This is a genomic window from Allorhizobium sp. DMC15 (genome assembly GCF_056314065.1).
This window is the reverse complement of sequence record NZ_JBQUZB010000001.1, coordinates 471,629-488,691: the sequence shown is the minus strand read 5'-3', so window position 1 is coordinate 488,691 and position 17,063 is coordinate 471,629. Positions and strand designations below refer to the sequence as shown.

11 protein-coding genes are annotated in these 17,063 nt (G+C 62.3%); 4 read left to right on the top strand and 7 right to left on the bottom strand.

Annotation, left to right across the window (positions count from 1 at the left end; all coding sequences use genetic code 11):
* Window position 1: 1 nt before the first annotated feature.
* The 4 genes from ACT53S_RS02350 to mscL all read right to left on the bottom strand — a co-directional run bounded on the left by ACT53S_RS02350 (window position 2) and on the right by mscL (window position 4,202).
* Window positions 2-1,072: an HlyD family secretion protein gene (locus ACT53S_RS02350; protein ID WP_476065791.1), complete on the bottom strand. Its 1,071-nt coding sequence runs from the start codon at window positions 1,070-1,072 to the stop codon at window positions 2-4.
* A gap of 185 nt (window positions 1,073-1,257) precedes the next feature.
* Window positions 1,258-2,286: a UDP-glucose 4-epimerase GalE gene (gene galE / locus ACT53S_RS02345; protein ID WP_142073622.1), complete on the bottom strand. Its 1,029-nt coding sequence runs from the start codon at window positions 2,284-2,286 to the stop codon at window positions 1,258-1,260.
* Window positions 2,287-2,464: 178 nt separating this feature from the next.
* Window positions 2,465-3,634, bottom strand: coding sequence for a pyridoxal phosphate-dependent aminotransferase (locus ACT53S_RS02340; protein WP_142073624.1), 1,170 nt, complete (start codon window positions 3,632-3,634; stop codon window positions 2,465-2,467).
* A gap of 142 nt (window positions 3,635-3,776) precedes the next feature.
* Entirely contained in the window at window positions 3,777-4,202 is a 426-nt protein-coding gene (gene mscL / locus ACT53S_RS02335) for a large conductance mechanosensitive channel protein MscL (protein ID WP_113377106.1), read from the bottom strand.
* 197 nt (window positions 4,203-4,399) lie between these two features.
* Between mscL and ACT53S_RS02330 the strand changes: the two genes are divergently transcribed.
* Window positions 4,400-7,906: a PAS domain-containing hybrid sensor histidine kinase/response regulator gene (locus tag ACT53S_RS02330; protein WP_476065790.1), complete on the top strand. Its 3,507-nt coding sequence runs from the start codon at window positions 4,400-4,402 to the stop codon at window positions 7,904-7,906.
* A gap of 9 nt (window positions 7,907-7,915) precedes the next feature.
* Here ACT53S_RS02330 and ACT53S_RS02325 read toward each other — a convergent pair whose 3' ends face one another.
* Window positions 7,916-9,412: a pyruvate kinase gene (locus ACT53S_RS02325; RefSeq protein WP_476065789.1), complete on the bottom strand. Its 1,497-nt coding sequence runs from the start codon at window positions 9,410-9,412 to the stop codon at window positions 7,916-7,918.
* Between the two features lie 159 nt (window positions 9,413-9,571).
* Here ACT53S_RS02325 and ACT53S_RS02320 point away from each other — a divergent pair, with 159 nt between their 5' ends.
* Window positions 9,572-10,312 carry a metallophosphoesterase family protein gene (locus tag ACT53S_RS02320; protein ID WP_476065788.1) on the top strand — a complete coding sequence of 247 codons (741 nt, stop codon included), beginning with the start codon at window positions 9,572-9,574 and terminating at the stop codon, window positions 10,310-10,312.
* Between the two features lie 38 nt (window positions 10,313-10,350).
* Entirely contained in the window at window positions 10,351-11,811 is a 1,461-nt protein-coding gene (locus tag ACT53S_RS02315; RefSeq protein ID WP_476065787.1) for a serine/threonine protein kinase, read from the top strand.
* A gap of 15 nt (window positions 11,812-11,826) precedes the next feature.
* Here the strand turns inward: ACT53S_RS02315 and ACT53S_RS02310 are convergent, their stop codons facing one another.
* Window positions 11,827-13,542, bottom strand: a complete 1,716-nt coding sequence (locus ACT53S_RS02310) for a GH32 C-terminal domain-containing protein (RefSeq protein ID WP_476065786.1) — start codon at window positions 13,540-13,542, stop codon at window positions 11,827-11,829.
* A gap of 158 nt (window positions 13,543-13,700) precedes the next feature.
* Here ACT53S_RS02310 and ACT53S_RS02305 point away from each other — a divergent pair, with 158 nt between their 5' ends.
* Window positions 13,701-14,732, top strand: coding sequence for a glycerophosphodiester phosphodiesterase family protein (locus ACT53S_RS02305; RefSeq protein WP_476065785.1), 1,032 nt, complete (start codon window positions 13,701-13,703; stop codon window positions 14,730-14,732).
* A gap of 69 nt (window positions 14,733-14,801) precedes the next feature.
* On the opposite strand, the gene ACT53S_RS02300 is transcribed toward ACT53S_RS02305, so the two are convergent.
* Window positions 14,802-17,018: an FAD-dependent oxidoreductase gene (locus tag ACT53S_RS02300; RefSeq protein WP_476066620.1), complete on the bottom strand. Its 2,217-nt coding sequence runs from the start codon at window positions 17,016-17,018 to the stop codon at window positions 14,802-14,804.
* Window positions 17,019-17,063: the final 45 nt, after the last annotated feature.

Here is a 17,063-nt window from a genome sequence, read left to right as displayed (position 1 = left end):
GTCACTTCACCAACGTGCCGGTCAGGGCATCCGGCCAGGGTCGCTGCGGATCGAGGTTGACATAGGCCATGCCGGGAAGTCCCGTCTTCACCTGACGGATATATTTTTGCAGCAGTTCCTTGGGGATCGTCGCCTTGACACGAAACATCAGTTTTTGGCGTTCCTCGTCCGTCTCGACCGTCTTTGGGGTGAACTGCGCGACATCGGCGACGAAGCTTACCCGGGCCGGAATGGTATAATTCGGGACAGCATCGAGAACGATCCGCGCTTCGCTTTCCAGCGCAATTCGTCCGACTTCGGCGGTGGGCAGGAAGAAGGACATATAGACATCTGCGAGATCAACCATGTTCAATATACGCCCGCCGGCAGCGAGGACCTCACTCGGTTGAGCAACCCGGTACTGAATCCGGCCATCGCGCGGGGCCCGCAGGACGCTGTCGGCAATGTCAGCTGTCACCTTTTCGATCGAAGCGGCGGCGACGTCGACAGACGCCTGGGCATCGATGATCTGAGCCCTGGCCGCGCCGATCGCGGCATCGGAGGCTGCGACCTGTGCCTTTGCGGCGGCAAGAGCCGCGCGGGCACTGGCCACATTGGCCCGGTCATCGTCCACCGTCTGCTGGCTGGTGGTGTTGCTCTGGATCATGCGCTCGGCGCGAGCGAGCTTGATGGCGGCCGCATCGAGCTGCGCCTCACGCTGATCGACCGTCGCCAAAGCTGCCGCGCGTTCGGCCTCGCGCTGAGCGACAAGGCTCTTGGCGGTTTCGACCCCGATCTCGGCTCGCCGTCGCTCGGCTTGCGCCTGGCGAAGTCCCGCCTGTAGCTGATCAGTGTCCATCACAGCGAGGATCTGGCCGGCCGTGACGAAATCCCCCTCCCCGACGAGAATTTCCTTAACTCGGCCACCACCCTTTGCGGCGATGTCGATCTCGACGGCCTCAATGCGTCCATTGCCGCTGGCGATATTGTCCGGCAGACCGTCTCCGGCATAGGTTTTCCAGCCGTAGTATCCACCGCCCGCCGCCAGGAGGATTACCACTGCAGCAAGCCAACCGCCCTGTCGCATCGCCATCTCGTCTCTCCGCAAACCCGTGCGCCCAACCCAATTCGGCGGTCGGCGCTTCCGCAAGCAGTGATAGGATCGCAGCGCAATATTGATCTTGATTCAAATCAAGAACCGGTAGCGTCGCGGAAGCACACGACGAAAAGCGCCGCCCGACGGTGTCGGGCGGCGCTTTCGGAGGCGACAAACGTGTCTTAAAATCCGCTGGCGAGCCTGCGCAGATCCCTGATGTCGGGGGTGGCCATCGCTTCGAGATGCCGCTCCCAGGCTAGCGCCGTCTCGACGATCACGTCGAGATCGTCGTATTTCGGCTGCCACTCCAGGACCGTCCGCGCCAGGGTGGAATCCGCGACAACCAGACCCGCGTCACCTGGACGGCGGTCGACATATTCCACTGAGAAGTTGTGGTTCGTTGCACGGCGGACGGCTTCGATGATGTCGAGTACGGAGTAGCCGCGACCATAGCCACAATTGGCAACCAGAGGACCGCCACCCTTGCGCAGGTAACACAAGGCCCGCAAATGCGCGTCGACGAGGTCGTTGACATGGATGTAGTCACGAACGCCGGTCCCGTCAGGCGTATCGTAGTCTGTGCCGAAGACGGACATCGACGGACGGCGGCCAAGTGCTGCCTCGCAGGCGACCTTCAGAAGATGGGTCGCGCCCACAGCCGAATTTCCAGTGCGCCCCCTCACGTCGGCACCGGCGACGTTGAAATAGCGCAGGGCAACGTAGTTGAGGCCATGGGCGCGGGCCGTGTCCCTGAGCATCAGTTCGCTCATCAGCTTAGACTGGCCATACGGTGTTTCGGGCCGCAAAGCTGCGTCCTCGCGGATCGGCAGCGCGCTGTCGGGTGTCCCGTAGACGGCCGCCGTCGAAGAGAAAATCACCTTATCGATGCCAGCCTTGACGGCGGCGGTCAGCAGGCGATGGGTGTTGGCGGTATTGTTCTCGTAGTAGCCGAGCGGATCTGCGATGGAATCCGGGACGACGATCGAGCCCGCGAAATGGATGATGGCCTCGATGTCGTTTTCCGCCAGCACATGCTTCAATACCGAGGGCCTGCCGATGTCGCCGAGGTAGAACCGCGCCTGCGGGGCGACGGCCCATCGAAAGCCGGTGGACAGACGATCGACGACAACGACCTCTTCGCCCGCATCGAGCAAGGCCCAGACCATGTGACTGCCGATGAAGCCGGCACCGCCGGTGACCAAGATCGCCATGATTTTCTTCCCGCATTTTCTTATGGGGAAGACGAAAGCACGACTTATCTTTCCGAGTGCTTATCAAGCGCACTCAAGCCATTGAAACCGATCGCATTTTAGGAGTTTTGCTGAAGATCATCTAAACGCATTCACTCGAATTTTATGCAGTTTGCATTGCGCGCACCAAAGCGAGACCTCAAAGGGCCTTGATGAAGCCGGCAAGTCGCTCTGCCGCGTCCTCTATGTGGGCGGGATTGCGCAGGAAGCAGGCACGCAGGAACGGCAATCCTCCTTCGCCGAAGGCCGTACCCGGTGCCAGGCCAACACCAGTCTGATCGACAATGTCGAGCGCCGCCTGCCGGCTGTCCGTGATGCCGTCGACCTTCAGGAAGGCATAGAGAGCGCCTTCGGGTTTCAGCGTCTCCACCCGGTTGGTGGCAATCAGGGCATCACAGAGGATGTCGCGGGATGTGGTTGCGCGGACAATGTTCTGACGCACGAACTCGTCGCCCTCGTCGAGGGCTACGACCGCACCGCGCTGCATGAACTGGGCAACACCGGATGTCGAATACTGGATGAGGTTTTCCAGCACCTGTCCCAGTTCCGGCGGCGCCACGATCCAGCCGACACGCCAGCCGGTCATCGACCAGTTCTTCGAGAAGGAATTGGCGAAAATCACCCGGTCGCCCTCTTCCATCACGTCGAGGAAGGAGGGCGCGCGCTCGGCCGCTCCGTAGTAGTAAAGGGCATAAATCTCGTCTGCCAAAATCCAGATGCCGTGGCGACGGGCGATGTCGAGGATCGCTTTCAGATCTTCCCGGGAGGCCGTCCAGCCGGTCGGGTTCGAGGGCGTGTTGATGAAGAGCGCACGCGTCTTCGGCGTGATCGTCTTTTCAAGGCGGTCGAGATCCAGAACCCAGCGTCCCTCCGCGAATGTCAGCGGCAAGCCGACCGATTTGCCGCCGGCGAGATCGATTGCGGCAACGATGTTGGGCCAGCACGGGGAGAGATAGATCATCTCGTCACCAGGCGAGGTGATGGCCTGCACGGCCAGCGCAATCGCCTGCATGCCGGAGCCCGTTGCATAGAAATGCTCGGCCGGAAGATCGACGGAGAAATGGCGCCGATAGTATCGGGCAAGCGCCTGCCGCAGCTCCGGGATGCCCCGCTGCCAGGTGTAGAAGGTCTCGCCGCCGAGCAGTGCTTCGCTTGCAGCGCGATTGATGAAGTCTGGCGTCGGAAGGTCGCCCTCGCCGGCCCAGAGCGGCAACAGGCCTTCGCGGCCGCGGGCGTAATTGATGATCTCGACAATGCCGCTTTCAGGGGCTGCGAGGGCGCGCGGGCTCAGGCTTTCCAGCAAAGACATGCAGTGGGCTCTCCTTCCATCGAAGCGCCCTGTCTAGCTCATCCAAAGAGAAAAATCCCATGATATTCCGTGAGGAAGGGATCGATACGGCTGATGGGTGGCTGCGGCCGGACCGCGACGATACGGCCGCAGTTCGCCCCGCTCAGCGGGTCTTCAGGAGATCGCGGATTTCGGTCAGCAACTGGATGTCTGCCGGCGGCGGTGCTGCTTCCGTCGCCTTCTGTTCTTCCTTTTCCAGCGACTTGCGCAGCGTGTTCACGCCCTTCACCATCAGGAAGATGATCCAGGCGAGGATCAGGAAGTTGATGACGACGGTGATGAAGTTGCCATAGGCGAAGACTGCGCCCTGTTCGCGTGCGGCCGCGAGCGTGGTGGCGGTAACCTTGCTGCTGAGCGCGATGAAGTAGTTGGAAAAATCGAAGCCACCGAAGATCACGCCGACAACGGGCATGACGATGTCCTGGACGAGCGAATTGACGATCAGGCCAAAGGCCCCCCCGATAATCACGCCGACCGCCAGGTCCATGACGTTGCCACGTGCAATGAATGTCTTGAATTCGTTCAGCATACCGCTCTCCTTTTGTCCTGCCGTGCCCGACGCCGTCCCCGGCGGTTCAAGCCATGGTTAATGAAAATCCGTCCATTCGGAAATGGTGATTTTCGTACTTTCGCGATTTCTCTTCGACTTTAGGTCAAGTCGCGAGGCGATTTCAAAATCGCCAGACATCCCCTAGAGTTCCCATCGGGTACGATGAGGAGGAAAGCGTGCTCCCAGGCTGGATTATCGTTGTCGCGGCGCTCGGCTATCTGCTGTTCCTGTTTGCCGTGGCAAGCTATGGCGACCGCAAGTCGAAGATCAACGGCGTGCCGCCGGGCGGCCGCCCCATGGTCTATGCCTTGAGCCTTGCCGTCTACTGCACCTCCTGGACCTATTTTGGCGGCGTGGGCCTGGCGGCCGAGCGTGGCCTCGAATTCATGGCGATCTATATCGGGCCGATCCTGATGTACACGCTCGGCATGCCGATCCTCCAGCGCATCGTCGAGCTCGCCAAAACCGAAAAGATCACGTCAGGCGCGGACTTCGTCGCGGCGCGTTACGGGAAAAACCCGATCGTCGGGCTCCTGGTCACCATCATCTATCTCGTCGGCATCATCCCCTATATTGCGCTTCAGCTGAAGGCAGTCTCCAGTTCCGTTGCAGCCGTCATGGACCCCTCGGCCTATGGTATTGGCACCGGCAATCTCTATTTCATCGACCTACCTCTGATCGTCGCTTTTCTGCTGGCTTGCTTCGCCGTCGTATTCGGGACCCGCCACACAGATGCCACCGAACACCAGGATGGCCTGATCCTCGCTATCGCCATGGAATCGGTCGTCAAGCTCGTCGCGTTCTGGACACTCGGCATCTTCGTCGTCTTCACGCTTTACGACGGGCCGGCAGACCTTTGGCAGAAGGCGACGGAAAGCCCTGCGGTGATGGCCGCGGTGGCGCATCAGACACCGGCAAGCCGGTGGATCCTGCTCATCCTGCTGTCGGCCTTTGCCATCATCATGCTGCCGCGCCAGTTCCATGTGACCGTGGTCGAGAACCGCACAGCCCGCGAACTAAAACTCGCGGGGATCCTGATGCCGATCTATCTGATTGCCATCAATATCTTCGTGCTGCCGGCCGCCATCGGCGGGGTGATGACCTTCGGGGGCGGCGGTGACGCCGACCTTTATGTGTTGTCGCTGCCGCTCGAAGCCGGGCACGGCCTTGTCACGCTGATCACCTTCATCGGCGGCTTTTCGGCGGCTACCGCCATGGTCATCGTTGCGTCCGTCGCGCTGGCGATCATGATCTCAAACGACATGGTTCTGCCGATTTTCCTGAGGCAGCGGCTGCTGGGGCGGCCGAGCCAGCGGGAGGATTTTGCCAAGACACTGCTGCATATCCGACGCACCGCAATCTTCGGCGTGCTGGCGCTCGGCTATGTGTATTTCCGCTCCGCCGACAACACGACGGGGCTTGCGAAGATCGGCCTCCTCTCGTTTGCGGCCATTGCGCAAATCGCACCTGCCATGTTCGGCGGGCTGATCTGGAGGCGAGCCAATGCGCGCGGCGCCATTGCCGGGCTCACCTCGGGTTTCCTCGTCTGGGCCTATCTGCTGTTCCTACCGAGCCTTGGCGCCGACGATCACTCCTGGATCGCGTCCAGCGTGCTCGGCTTCCTGCTGCCCGGCCTCTCGATGTTCGAGCCGCAATATGCCGACGCGCTGGTGAACGCGACGATCTTCAGTCTGCTGATTAATACGCTCGCCTTCATCGTCGGCTCGCTCAGCCGCAATCCGCGACCGGTCGAACGCATCCAGTCGGCGATTTTCATCAAGCGGCAGCCACGCTCCAATTTTGCCATCCGGGGCTGGAAAACGAGTGTCGCGGTCGGCGACCTCAAGACGGCCATCGCCCGTTATCTCGGCAATGAGCGCATGGAGCGTTCTTTCCGCTCTTACGAACAGGCGGCCGGCCGCAAGCTCGCGGATGACAGCCCGGCCGACATGGCCTTCATCCACTTCTCCGAACAGTTGCTCGGCAGCGCGATCGGCTCGTCCTCGGCACGCCTTGTGCTGTCGCTGATCCTGCAAAAGGCCGAAGACCCGTCGGCCGACACCGTCTGGCTGCTCGACCAGGCCTCCGAGGCGCTACAGTACAATCAGGACATGCTGCAGACGGCACTGGCCCAGATGGAACAGGGCATCGCGGTCTTCGACGCCTCGGACCGTCTCACCATCTGGAACCGGCGTTTCCGCAGCCTTCTCGATCTGCCGGAGCATGTGGGGCAGGTCGGGTTCCCGCTCGCCGACATGATCGCCATCCTCGCACAGCGCGGTGACGTCGCCGCATCCGATGTGGCCGCCGTCATCCATGGCTTCCACCAGTTCGATCACCCCTTCCAGATGGTGCTTGGTGGCGGGCAAAGGATCATCGAAGTCCGTTGCAATCTGATGCCGGACAAGGGTCTGGTCGCAACCTTCAGCGACATTACCGCCCGGGTCGAGGCCGATCAGGCGCTCAAACAGGCAAACGAGACGCTGGAACAGCGCGTCAGCGAGCGCACCGCAGAACTCACCCGCGTCAACCATGCGCTCGCCGAAGCCCGCGCGGCGGCCGACGAGGCGAACATCGGCAAGACCCGCTTTTTCGCAGCGGCGGGCCACGACATCCTGCAGCCGTTGAATGCCGCACGGCTTTATTCTTCCTCGCTCGTCGAACGTCTCGGGGATTCGGAAAACAGTGCGCTGGTCGAAAACATCGATTCCGCGCTGGAATCAGTCGAAAGCATTCTCGGTGCCGTGCTCGACATATCGCGGCTCGATACGGGGGCGATGAAACCGCGTTTCTCCACCGTTCCCCTTGCCGGGTTGCTGCAGAAGATCGAGACCGATTTTGCGCCGATGGCCCGCGAGAAAAATCTGAAACTGGTGGTGATGCCCACCCGGTTCTCCGTCCGCTCGGACCCGACCCTGCTGCGCCGCCTGATCCAAAACCTTGTCTCGAACGCGATCAAATATACGCCTTCCGGCCGGATCGTCGTCGGCGCCCGGCGTCGCGGCGACAAGGTCGTGATCCAGGTCACCGATTCCGGCATCGGCATTCCGTCGTCAAAATTCCGCACCGTGTTCAAGGAATTCGCCAGGCTGGAAGAGGGGATGCGCACCGCTTCCGGACTTGGCCTCGGGCTTTCGATCGTAGACCGCATCGCGCGTGTCCTGCACCATCCGGTCGAACTGGCTTCAAAGCCCGGCAGAGGCACGACGTTCAAGGTGGTCATGCCGATCGACGTTGCCAAGCCGGCTTCCGACGGCGTCGTCAAGCTTGCTAGCGACAGTCGCACGACACCGTCGCTCATCGGCTTCCGCGTCCTGTGCATCGACAACGAGCCGAAGATTTTGGAGGGCATGCAGTTGCTGATCTCGGGCTGGGGCTGCGACGTCACATGCGCAGGATCGATTGCCGACATGGATGCGGCTCTGGAAGGTGCGGCCGCACCCGATCTCGTGATTGCCGACTATCATCTTGGCGACGGCAGCGGCATTGGCGCAATTCTCCGGCTGCGTGCATTGACCAAAACGGAACTCCCCGCCCTCCTGATCACCGCCGATCGTTCGGCAGAGGTGCGCGCAGAGGCAGAGCGTCACGCAATCACATTGCAGCACAAGCCGGTACGCCCGGCGGCATTGAGAGCCTTCCTGACACAGATTTCCTCGCAGCGTCGCGTCGCAGCGGAGTAGAGGGGAAGTTCACCAGCTCTTCAGCGCACGCAGCGTCGGGGTCTTCTTGAACAGATGTCCGTCCATGCGTGCGAGCAGACGGTCGAGCAGCGAGACCGCCTCGACGATCGCCGGCCCCTTGTTGAGCATCACGCATTCGGCGCGGGCTGCCATGGCCGCATCGGTCATCTCGCCGCGGGTCGGAATGCCCTCCTTGACCATGTCCTCCAGGACCTGCGTTGCCCAGATGCAGGGAACGGAGGCCGCCTCGCACAGCCAGAGGATTTCCTCCTGCATCTCGGCCAGCCGCTCGAAGCCGATTTCGGCGGCGAGATCGCCACGGGCGATCATGACGCCGAAGGGGCCCCGTCGACGCGCACGGGCGATCAGGCCGGGCAGATTGGTCAGTGCCAGCGGTTGTTCGATCTTGGCGATCAGGCCCAGCTGTCGAGCGCCCTGGCCGCGTCGGGCGAGAACGGCATCGAGAAGGTCGATATCCTCGGGCCGGCTGACGAAGGAATACCCGATGAGGTCGGCGCATTCGATGACCGTTTCGAGATCGGTCTCGTCCTTGGCGGTGAGCGGTGAGAGGCCCAGTGCCGTGTCCGGCAGATTGACGCCCTTTTCCGGTTTCAGCTTGGTTCCGCCTGCCTTCGTTCGCTTCACGACGACCACAGCCTCACCATCCCCTACGCTTTCGACAACGGCCTCCAGCTTGCCGTCATCGTAACGCAGCCGGTCTCCTGCTGTCAGGCGCGTCACCATTTCGGGCAGGGAGACGGTGGCGGAGAAGCGGACCGCGTCGTCGAGACGAGGTTCACCGTCCGCGACGAGGCGCAGCCGGTCACCGACCTGCAGGCGGGCCTTCTTCTCAGCGGTTGCCACAGCTTCGGTTCGGATCTTCGGGCCGGCCACATCCATCAGCACCTTAATGTCACGCCCGACCACCTTCCCGGCCTGACGCACGTAAGCGGTCATGGCGCGCCATACTTCCGGGCCATCGTGCGCGCAGTTGATGCGCGCGATATCCATGCCGGCGCGGGCGAGGTCGAGGATCATGTCGGGACCATCTGCTGCCGTTCCCGGCAGCGTGACCATAATGCGGGTACGGCGGTCTAATCCTCTGTCGCCGAGTAGCGCGCCGGTGGCTTCGTCCAGGCGGGCTTCGCCTGCGAAGAATGAGGTTTCATCGGTGGCCGGCGGAGGTATATCGGGCCGTCCGCCCGCAAGCGCAGACAGCGCGTTTAGCACGGCATCTATAGTGGGCAGGACACGGTTTTCCAGCCGACCCATGGAGGAGAGGCCAAGCGCCATCAAGCGGCGCTGGAGGGGGCGGATGTCGTGGTGGCGTAGGGCGAGATAATGGCAGAGGTTGTCGATGGCCGGGTCGTCCTGGGCGCCCCCTTCGCCGCTGATCCGTGTTTTCCGTTCGGCGGCATCCGTCAGGATCTGCGCCCGAAGCCCAAGAAGCTCTTCGTGGGCTGCAGCGGCGCGCATGGCGGGGGTGTTGGCGGCGGTGATGTTCATTGTCTTGCCTTGTTCCGGCTGATGCTGCCGACAGGCTACACCGGGGATCTTGACGTTCACGTGACACACGTCAAGCCTTCGTCTTCCGGCGAATAGCGGTGCGCGACAAAGCACTCTATGGTGCCACCAACCGACGCGGCAGGGAGGGCTGACGAAGGCATGAAGATCGCAATTCTGTCCGACATCCATGGCAACCGGCAGGCCTTCGAGGCCGTGCTCGCGGATGCCCGCGTGCGCGGTGCAGAGCGCTTCGTCATCCTCGGCGACATCGTGGGCTACGGCGGCGACCCGAAATGGTGCGTCGAAACATGCATGGATATGGTCAGCCATGGCGCTGTCGTGGTGCGGGGCAATCATGACCAGGCGATCAGCGATCCTTCGTATGCCATGAACGCGTCCGCCGGTATCGCGATCGACTGGACCCGGATGGCGCTGGAACCACGGCACCGGGAGTTTCTCGCCCGGCTGCCGGTTTCCGTCACAGACGAGGACCGACTCTACGTGCATGCGGAGGGATCAGCACCGAGCCGCTTCACCTATGTCCATGACCGTGGCGATGCCGATGCGCATTTCCGGGGCTGCGATGCGCGGCTCAGCTTTTGCGGTCATGTGCATGCGCCTGCCCTCTACGGCCTCGGTCTCGGCGGCAAGGTCACGACCTTTGTTCCGGCCTCCGATATCGGCATTCCCGTCGGTCCCCCGCGACGCTGGCTGGCCGTCATCGGATCGGTCGGACAACCGCGTGATGGAAATCCAGCAGCGGCCTGGGCGCTTTACGACACGGACGCCTATGAGCTGTCCTTCCGCTGGACAGCCTATGACATAGACGGAGCCGCTTCCGCCATTCGCGCGGCCTCCCTGCCGGAAGGGCTCGCGCTCAGACTTTACAAGGGACGCTGAGAAAGGGCGCCTCGACGGCGCGGGACAGAGGGGGCCGCATGGCACGCACACGCATCGACGAAGGCGACGTCATCGACGGTTTCACGCTCGGCAAGCTCGCCCATACCGGGGGCATGGCCAAGCTCTACGAAGTGACCCATCCCGATCACCCGGGTCCCCTTTTGATGAAGGTGCCGCGTATCGGCTCCGGCACGGATCCGGCCACCATCGTCGGCTTCGAGATGGAACTCATGATCCTGCCGCGGATCAGCGGGCCGCATGTCCCACGCTTCGTGGCGCGCGGCGACTTTTCGCAGCAACCCTATATCGTCGTCGAACGCCTGCCGGGCAAATCCCTCTACCCACTCCTGGAACGTCTACCCTGCTCCCAGCCGGAAGTCGTTGAGATTGCATCCAAGATTGCGACCGCGCTTGCCGACCTGCACCGGCAGAAGGTGGTGCATCTCGATATCAAGCCATCCAACATCCTGTTTCGGGATACCGGCGAGGCCGTGCTCGTCGACTACGGCCTCGCCCGTCATCTCGAACTACCGGACCTGATGGACGAGGAGTTCCGCCTGCCCTATGGCACGGCGCCCTATATGGCACCGGAGCAGATCCTCGGCGTGCGCTCCGACTTCCGCTCGGATCTCTTCGCGCTCGGGGTTCTCATGTATTTCTTCTCGACCGGCCGGCGACCCTTCGGCGATCCGCAGCGGATGAACGGGCTGAAGAAGCGCCTCTGGTGGGACCCGCCACCGCCACGCGAGCTCAATCCAATGGTCTCCAAGGCCTGCCAAGAGATCATCCTGCGCTGCCTGGAAGTGGACCCTGCCCGCCGCTACCAATCCGCAGCGCAGCTCGCACTGGATCTCGGCGATCTCTACAATGTCCGGCTCACTGCGCGGGCGGAGAAAACCAGCAGAGATGGCTGGCGGAAGGTGGTCAAGCGGATGCTGAACCCCGACCCGATCGAACTGATCAAACCCAAGGGGGCGGCAGCGATCCTCGCATCCGCACCGATCGTGATGGTGGCGATCGATCTGAACGCGGCCAGCCAGGAACTGGCGGAAGCCTTACGGGAGACGGCCAAGCGCATCATCCGCAACACGCCGCATGCCCGCATCGCCTGCGTCAACGTGCTGAAGATCGCGCGTATCGCGCTCGACGACGATCTGGATGCCGAGGGCAACAGCAAACATGTGATGCGGCTTGCCGCCCTCAAGCATTGGGCAGCGCCGCTCGGGGCCGATGAAGCGGATATCACCTATCACGTTCTGGAAGCCGTCTCCCCGGCCCAGGCGATCCTGACCTTTGCGCGTGACAACAATGTCGATCATGTAGTGATGGGGGCCAGAGCCAATTCGACGCTGCGCTCGTTGATGGGCAGTGTTTCCGGCGAGGTGGCGGCATCCGCACCCTGCTCCGTCACGGTGGTCAGGGTGCGAGGTGCGACGTCGCTGAAGCCGGTCTACGGATCGGGTGACGACAACGAGGCCGAGACGGTCGGTCACGCCTGAACCGGCCATGCCAGATCAAAGCCGAAGAGACCAGACGGTTGCGTTGTTGACCACTCCCTGTTCGGCGATCAGCCTGACAGAACGGATCGGCTCGAACCCCGCGATGCGTTTGGTTCCCGCGATCCGCCCGCCATCGGCGAAGACTTCCAGCGACCCGTAGTCGAGAAAGACCCTCACGCGGCGGATACCCGCAGCCTTGGCAAGATAACGCGGGCCGGGAGGCTCTTCTGCCCGGTCGAAATAGGCATGCAGGATCTCCAGCCCCTCTTCATGTTGGGCAAGCGCAAGGCGAATTTCCAGGTGGTCGAATTCCAGCCGAAAAGCGCCTGCGGCCTCTGTCAGCTCGAACGTGATTTCTGCGGCACCATTCGGCAGCGTGACCACCTGCCCGGCAGCGAGCCGGGTGCGATCCAGCATCCGCGTCCGCAGGCTTTCGGCAGCACCGATCGGCGGGGTCAGAAGTGTGTCCCCCTCCAGAACGAGGGTGCGCGGCAGCGTCATGGCCGAGGGAAAATCGACGGTCGGCCCCGTGTCCGCCCAATTGCCGAGCCAGCCTATCCCGACAGGCGTGTTGCCGTCGACGAAAGCCTGGAAGGCGTAGTTGTCGGTGCCAAAATCCAGCTCGCGGCCGAAGGCCTTGGCAAAGCTCTTGCCATCGAACCAGCCGATATCGATCATCGTGAGGTTCCGGCGGCCGGTTTCCTTGTCCTCGCCATTCATCAGGCCATAGATCAAGGCCCAGCGCGTGGCTGGATCCCGGTGATCGCCATCGATGGGCAGTAGGCAGGGGCATTCCAGCGCAGAGGTTTCGAAGCGGGTCTCGGTGTAGAGTTTGCCCAGGTAGGTCCAGCCGCCGGCAGCGGTGTTGTCTTGTGTCTCATACAGCAACACAACTCCGCCCTCGGCGCTCTGGCTGCCGAGCAGCATCTTCCAGAGTCCATCGGGACCCTTGAACACATAAGGATCGCGGAAGTCGAAGGTGAGGCCTTCGCCATCCGGTCTGCGGGGCAGCAGCACCTCGGCGGCACCGGCACTAAAGAGATCCGCCGATGTGGCCGTGAGCTGGATTTCCTGTTCGGGGATGCGGTCCGCGATCTTTTCCGTGAAGAAGACCCGGATGCCCGGTCCATCGGTCCGGGCGATCGCCGATCCCGAGAAAGCGCCACCGCGCTTGTCGGGTCTCACGGTGAGTTCTTCCGAGGGAAACAGGAAGACCGGCAGATGACGCCAACGCAGATAATCCGCCGAGACGGCATGGCCCCAATGCATGTTGTTCCATATCCGGCCATGCGAATAGTGCTGATAAAAGAGATGCGGGCGTCCGCCAAAGCGGCCAAAGCCGTTGGGATCGTTCATCCAGCCGAAGGGCGGGCGGAAGTGATAGCCATCGGGAAGATCCGGCGGCTCGTTGGCGGGATTGGTGTGGATCACCGTGATGCCGGTTTCCAGCACATCCGACGGCGTGAACCAGTAAGCGACCGAGAGGGACGTGACCGCCGTGTCGTAGGCGAGCGTCACCGTGCCGCCGCCGAAAACGTGGTAGATGCGGAAGGAATTTTCCTCGGCATTGACCGCCTGAACTTCACCGAACTTGCCGCTGACGCTGTACAGAGAGACCGACCCAGGTTCATTCGGTGTGACCGCCTTCAGCCAAAGATGCAACACGGCATTCACGGGAAGGTCGACCTCGATCGCCCTGTGATCCTCGGGTATGGCGGTCGTCGTCTTCATCGGCATCTCCCTTTCTGGCTGTTGTCCCGCGCTCAACGGGAGCATGCGCGGGCCTGTTCCATACTTCGATGTCACAGAGGCTTCAGAAAACCTTCACGGCGGTTTCACGCGACGCGCCTATTGCGGCGGGAACGACACTGAAGATCGGAGTCCTGCTCATGCGTCTCGCCGTTCTCGTCCTCGGCCTCTTGCTTTCGCTCGTCACAGGGGCGGCCAGTCTTGCGCCCATTCCCATGGCGAACCGGGCCGCTCTCGTTCACGACCGGTTGGTGCATGCCAATCTCAACCGCGATCATGTCATGGTCGTGGCTCATCGGGCCGGTTGGAAAAAGGACGGCGTGATCATGCGCGCCGAAAATTCCTTCGCGGCCATCGATCACGCCGTATCCGTCGGCGTCGAGATGGTCGAACTCGATGTGCGCCGCACGAAAGACGGCGCGCTTGTGATCATGCATGATGACACGCTCGACCGAACCACCACCTGCCGCGGCAAGGTGGCGGACCACACGCTCGCCGAATTGCGAGCCTGCCGACTCGTGGTTGAAGGTGAGCGGAGGCTGACGGACGAGCATGTCTTCACTCTCGAAGAAGCCATGTTGCATGCACGCGGCCGGATCATGATCAATATCGACAACAAGCTCGAGCCGGAGGCCTTGGTCGAGGTGGCGGAGCTCGCCCGCAGCCTGGGCATGACCGATGGCGTGCTGCTCAAGCTCCCGGTCTGGAACGCGGATCGCCTACAGCTTGCCCGGGACATCCGCCGGGCTATCGGCCCCGACATTGCCTTCATGCCGATCCTCGCCGATGACGCAGTGACGGAACCGGCTTTCATTGATCGGACACAATCGACACTCGGCGCACCGGCAGCGGAGTTGGTGCATTGGCACCGTGATGCAGGGCAGCCGCTCACGTCGGATGGCGGGCCGCTGCTTTCGCCCCTCTCAAGAGCTGCGGCGATCCGCAACAACGCGCATCTGTGGATCAACACCTATCCGATCACCGACCGCCCCGAAGGCATGGTGGCTGGTGGTCGCGGCGATTATCTTGCGCTGACGACCGGACGCCCTGAAGATGTCTGGGGCTTCTTCGTCGATCGGGGTGTGACGATCATTCAGACCGACGAGCCGGAGGCCGTGATCGCCTGGCTCGATGCCCAGGGTCTGCGACGCCCCTATGATCTGACGAACTGAGGTATCGCCCACAGCAGGAAAGAGAAAAGGCGGCCCGGAAGCCGCCTTTTCCACTCATACCGATTTGCCTCAAGCAGCCTTTGCGGCTTCACCGTAGGGATCGAAGCGGCCGTAGAAGGTCTCGCCCTTGGCAGACATGTCCTTCAGCAGCGGCGTCGGGGTGAAGTGCGCGCCGTAGTCCTTCGCGAGGCGTTCGCAGAGGCTTACGAAGTTCTTCACGCCCATGCCGTCGATATAGGACAGGGCACCACCGGTGTAAGGTGCAAAGCCGAAGCCGAGGATCGAGCCGACATCGGCCTCGCGCGGGTCGGTGACGATGCCTTCCTCGACGGTGCGGGCGGCTTCGAGCGCAATGGTTGCAAGGAAGCGTTCCTGCAGTGTCTTGACGTTGACGGCGTCCGGCTTCTGCTGCGGATAGAGATCCTTCAGGCCGGGCCAGATGTGCTTCTTCGCCGGCTTTGCCGGATAGTCGTAGAAGCCCTTGCCGTTCTTGCGGCCGAAGCGCTCTTCCTTCTCCACCATGCGGGAGACAAGCTCCATGTGGCGCGGGTCGATCGCCTTTTCGCCGAGATCGGCAACGGTGGCCTTGAGGATCTTGTAGGAAAGATCGATCGCCACTTCGTCGTTCAAGGCGAGCGGGCCGACCGGCATGCCGGCGAACTTCGCGGCATTTTCGATCATGACCGGCGGCACGCCTTCGATGAGCATGTTGTAGCTCTCGGACATGTAGCGCAGGACGCAGCGATTGACGAAGAAGCCGCGGGTGTCGTTGACGACGATCGGGGTCTTCTTGATCGCGGCGACGTAATCGAGGGCGACGGCGAGCGCCTTGTCGCCGGTTTCCTTGCCGAGGATGACTTCCGTCAGCATCATCTTCTCGACCGGCGAGAAGAAGTGGATGCCAATGAAATCAACCGGGCGCTTGGAGTTCTTGGCGAGACCCGTGATCGGCAGCGTCGAGGTGTTGGAGGCGAAGATTGCGCCTTCCGGCAGCACGGCCTCGACCTTCTCGATGACGGCCTTCTTGACGTCACGGTCTTCGAAGACGGCTTCGATGACGAGATCGGCGTCGGCAAGCGTGCCGTAATCGTCGGAGGGCGTGATGAGCGAGAGCAGCTTGTCGCCCTCGTCCTTGGTCATCTTGCCCTTACCGACGGCACCGGCAACGAGACCTTCCGAATGCGTCTTGCCCTTGCCCGCGGCGTCCATGTCACGATCGATCAGCACGACATTGATGCCGGCTGCTGCCGTGACGTAAGCGATCGAAGCGCCCATGAAACCTGCGCCGACGACGCCGACCTTCTTGATCTCCGACTTCGGCTGGCCGGCGGGGCGGCGGGCGCCCTTGTTCAGTTCCTGCATGGAGACGAAGAGCGAGCGGATCATCGAATAGGCTTCGGTGGTCTGGACGATCTCGGTGAAATAGCGCTGCTCGATCCGAAGGCCCGTGTCGAACGGCACCTGCAGGCCTTCATATACGCATTTGAGGATGGCGAGTGCTGCCGGATAGTTGCCCGCGGTTTCGCGGCGCAGGATGGCCGAGGCTGCCGGCCAGAGCTGGGCAGAAGCCGGGGTCCAGATTCCGCCGCCGGGAACCTTGAAGCCCTTTTCGTCCCAGGGCGCGACCGGCTTCAGACCGTCCTTGATCATCTGCTTGGCGGCACTGATCAGATCGCCGGGTTCGACGACCTGGTGCACGAGGTTCATCGCCTTGGCGCGGGCAGCTGAAAGGGTCTGACCTGTGGTCATCATCTGCAGGGCATCCTGCGTGTTGGCGAGACGCGCTACGCGCTGCGTGCCGCCGGCGCCGGGGAAGATACCGACCTTGACTTCCGGCAGGCCGATCTTGACCGACTTCGCGTTCGACGCCACGCGGCCATGGCAGGCGAGCGACAGTTCAGTCGCGCCACCCATGCAGGTGCCGTTGATCGCCGAGACCCACGGCTTGCCGCAGGTTTCGATCTTGCGCCACAGCCAGGTCATGCGGCCAGCGGCGTCGAAGAGCTTCTGGACAGCGGCGGCCGGGTCCTTGGCCTTTTCCTCTTCGAGCATGGAGAACATGCCCTTGATCATGGTGAGATCGGCACCGCCGGAGAAGGACGACTTGCCCGAGGTGAAAACCACGCCCTTGATGCCGTCGTCGGCAACGGTCTGGTCGAGGATCTTCTCGATCTCGTCCATCACTTCCACGGTGAAGACGTTCATCGACTTGTCGGGCATGTCCCAGGTCACGAGGGCAATGCCGTCTGCGTCGGTCTCGATGGTGAAATTCTTGTAGGTCATGATGGGATTCCTCTTCCCTTGATTTCGCCGATGTCGCCGCCGCTCCGC

Bases quoted from the DNA above. Each gene is read 5' to 3' on its own strand.
- galE (WP_142073622.1), bottom strand. From the start codon at position 2,286: ATGGCGATCTTGGTCACCGGCGGTGCCGGCTTCATCGGCAGTCACATG.
- ACT53S_RS02320 (WP_476065788.1), top strand. From the start codon at position 9,572: ATGAAGATCGCAATTCTGTCCGACATCCATGGCAACCGGCAGGCCTTC.
- ACT53S_RS02310 (WP_476065786.1), bottom strand. From the start codon at position 13,542: ATGAAGACGACGACCGCCATACCCGAGGATCACAGGGCGATCGAGGTC.
- ACT53S_RS02340 (WP_142073624.1), bottom strand. From the start codon at position 3,634: ATGTCTTTGCTGGAAAGCCTGAGCCCGCGCGCCCTCGCAGCCCCTGAA.
- ACT53S_RS02315 (WP_476065787.1), top strand. From the start codon at position 10,351: ATGGCACGCACACGCATCGACGAAGGCGACGTCATCGACGGTTTCACG.
- ACT53S_RS02350 (WP_476065791.1), bottom strand. From the start codon at position 1,072: ATGGCGATGCGACAGGGCGGTTGGCTTGCTGCAGTGGTAATCCTCCTG.
- ACT53S_RS02325 (WP_476065789.1), bottom strand. From the start codon at position 9,412: ATGAACATCACCGCCGCCAACACCCCCGCCATGCGCGCCGCTGCAGCC.
- ACT53S_RS02305 (WP_476065785.1), top strand. From the start codon at position 13,701: ATGCGTCTCGCCGTTCTCGTCCTCGGCCTCTTGCTTTCGCTCGTCACA.
- mscL (WP_113377106.1), bottom strand. From the start codon at position 4,202: ATGCTGAACGAATTCAAGACATTCATTGCACGTGGCAACGTCATGGAC.